The following is a 2,410-nucleotide window of genomic DNA, read 5'->3' as shown; positions in this document are numbered from 1 at the left end:
GGATTGGCGTGGACGCGAGAACCAGAACCTGAGCTCAAAATTTCCAGGCTCGCGTGTCTGTCCGTGCGCGCTTCGGCCCGCGTGGCCGCCCAACGCCGAAGCATAGCTCGTAGGCACGCTCGGCATTCTCGGCCACGGCTTTATCGCTGTTTCGCAAACTCTTCACGTTGTAGGCGTGAGCCGAACCGCGACGACCGAGACCGCGGTCGCCCGGCGCGCCAGCCTTGAGAGCGAGCTGCCTCTGCTTTGCTGCCACCAGCGCCGCGCGAGCCCAGAAGTAGTCCTGCTCTTTCGTCAGCAGATGCCTCATCAACATCGTGAGCTTGCGGGCGACCGCCACGGCTGCGACCTGATGGCCACGCTTGTTGCGGATGCGCAGAAAGAAGGCTCTGAGCGGTCCGGGCGCCTTCGCCGCAGACCAGGCGCTTCGCCGCAGACCGGGCGCCTCGACCAGCATGGCGCGGGCATGGGAACGCCCATGCTTGCTGATCCGCCCATATTGCGCCAAAGCCAAGACCGGATTGGCGCACGCGCGGATTGAGGCCGAAGTAGCTCACCAGCCTCTGCGGTTGCCGGAACCGCCGATGTCGCCCACGGCGGCGATGATACCGCTCGCGAGATCGCATTGAGCCGGTCGTCGTCTGAAGCCGCCGGCTTGCACATCATCAACCGCTTCCCAGGCGATGTCGCGATCGAGGTCAGCCAGATCTTCGGCCAGGCGATCGATCTCGCGGATGTGTGACGATCGCGGCCCCGCTCGTTGTCAGGAAGCACCTGCCGCTCGAGCCAGGCGCGAGCGGCACTTTGGCACGAGGTGCGCCTGCAAGATGCATCTCGTTCTTCACGCGCGTCCGATGCCGCACCGGCCTGGTTGCACCGCGCGACCAGACCGCGAAGCCGCTCGGCCCGCTCATCGGGAACCCAGACCTCAAGCAGAAAGCCGCTGGCATGGAGCTGCGCCAGAACGCCGGCATCGATCTTGCCGGTCCTGATACTGGCATGGGCGATCGCCTTCACCTGCATCGGGTTGGCCACAATCACCCGGCCGAAATAGGGCGACAGAACCCGCACTACCGCCATGCGTCGCAAACTGCGGCCAACCCCTTTTAGTCCCGAGCGGGTCATGTCGACCCCTCCGTGATGGCGCAGCCGGCCGTCTTCCCAAACTACCACCTCCGCAAAGGTGCGGTGGATATCCATTCCAATCACACATCTGATCGGCTCCCTCTCCTCAAACAGTCGGGAGCCAACGGACGGCACACCTACGGATCCGCGCTCTGGGCGCAACCGGGCAAGTCGCAGGGAACGCGAGTCGCAGCTCATCGAATTGATCGGTCTGCCCGTACGTGCTCCCGGCGCTCCTGTCCCGGATGGTCGCACCATCCCCGAAAATCGCTCATCTCCAGCGGGGATCGGATGGCGCCGTCATGGGTCATACCGGTTACAAACGCCACGAGGCGTCGAACCCAACGCGGTCATGTCCCAATGCCCGCAATGAACCTGCTATACTGGTTCTCAACCACGCCGCCGAGGAATGGAAACGCGCCCCGCGCGAGTGGTTCATGGCCAGGACATAATTCGCCATCGTCTTCGGCGAAGGTTCGTCAGCTATGAAGCCGCCGATTTCGCCTTCGCCGATCACCGCCGTATCCATAAGACCGTCGAGCACGTCACGAGGAGCGCCGCTCAACGCCTCGAAAGCAGCGGCATGGCAACGTATAAGCAGCAGCAGATCCTGTCGAAGCGGGCCAAATCAAGCGGCTGAAGCCGAGCACCAGAGAGAATAGCTGCGTGTTTCGGTAATTCCCGGACACCCTTTTCGCTAAATCCCGGACAGTGATTTCAGTAATTCGCGGACAGCGATTCCGCTAAATCCCGGACAGTTTTCGGAAGCGGATTTAGCGGTCGGTTCTTGGCTGCGCCGTTCTGGCAGTTTGGCCTCTCACGATGATGTTGAGAGGGGCCATGCCGAGACGGAAGCAAGCGAGACGAACGAGCGTGAGGGACATCCAAGCGATGTTGCGCCTGACCCATGAGCAGGGTCTTTCGGTGCGTGAAGTGTCGGAACGGCTGAAGATCAGCAAGACGACAGTATCGACCTATTTGCTACGGGCGCGGGAGGCCGGGCTGTCATGCTGGCCTTTGCCGCCGCGACGCGACACTTGAGCGGCTGCTGTTTGGCCGTGCCGGTCGTCCGCCGCAAGACCTAAGCGAACCGAACTTTGCGCTGATCGCCAGGGAGTTGAAGCGCAAGGGGGTGACGCTGACGCTGTTGTGGCAGGAGTATCGCGCCGCCCACCCCGACGGCTACGGCTACACCTGGTTCTGCGAGCACTTCGCCGCTTTCGAGCGCCGGACGAGCGCGACATTCCGCAACCGGCATGCGGCGGGCGCGGTGATGCAGACGGAC

3 protein-coding genes and 1 pseudogene are annotated in these 2,410 nt (G+C 63.1%); 3 read left to right on the top strand and 1 reads right to left on the bottom strand.

The window, feature by feature from the left end; genetic code table 11:
- Positions 1–34: 34 nt before the first annotated feature.
- Entirely contained in the window at positions 35–457 is a 423-nt protein-coding gene (locus tag EN750_RS41065) for a hypothetical protein (protein ID WP_245475478.1), read from the bottom strand.
- A gap of 281 nt (positions 458–738) precedes the next feature.
- On the opposite strand from EN750_RS41065, the gene EN750_RS41055 reads away from it, so the two are divergent.
- The 3 genes and pseudogenes from EN750_RS41055 to EN750_RS29560 all read left to right on the top strand — a co-directional run.
- A complete protein-coding gene (locus tag EN750_RS41055) occupies positions 739–1,110 on the top strand; it encodes a hypothetical protein (protein WP_245475475.1) in 372 nt (123 codons plus the stop codon).
- A 424-nt stretch (positions 1,111–1,534) separates the two neighbouring features.
- Entirely contained in the window at positions 1,535–1,765 is a 231-nt protein-coding gene (locus EN750_RS39660; RefSeq protein ID WP_189526555.1) for a hypothetical protein, read from the top strand.
- 200 nt (positions 1,766–1,965) lie between these two features.
- Positions 1,966–2,410 (top strand): annotated as a pseudogene (locus EN750_RS29560) (helix-turn-helix domain-containing protein); the annotation flags it as partial.

Origin of the sequence: Mesorhizobium sp. M7A.F.Ca.ET.027.03.2.1, assembly GCF_003999175.1 — a bacterium.
Lineage (GTDB): Bacteria > Pseudomonadota > Alphaproteobacteria > Rhizobiales > Rhizobiaceae > Mesorhizobium.
The sequence above is the reverse complement of the archived record's forward strand: the minus strand, read 5'-3'. Positions and strand labels throughout refer to the sequence as shown.

Coding starts and splice junctions, on each gene's coding strand:
- EN750_RS41065 (WP_245475478.1), bottom strand. CDS start 457: ATGCTGGTCGAGGCGCCCGGTCTGCGGCGAAGCGCCTGGTCTGCGGCG.
- EN750_RS39660 (WP_189526555.1), top strand. CDS start 1,535: ATGGAAACGCGCCCCGCGCGAGTGGTTCATGGCCAGGACATAATTCGC.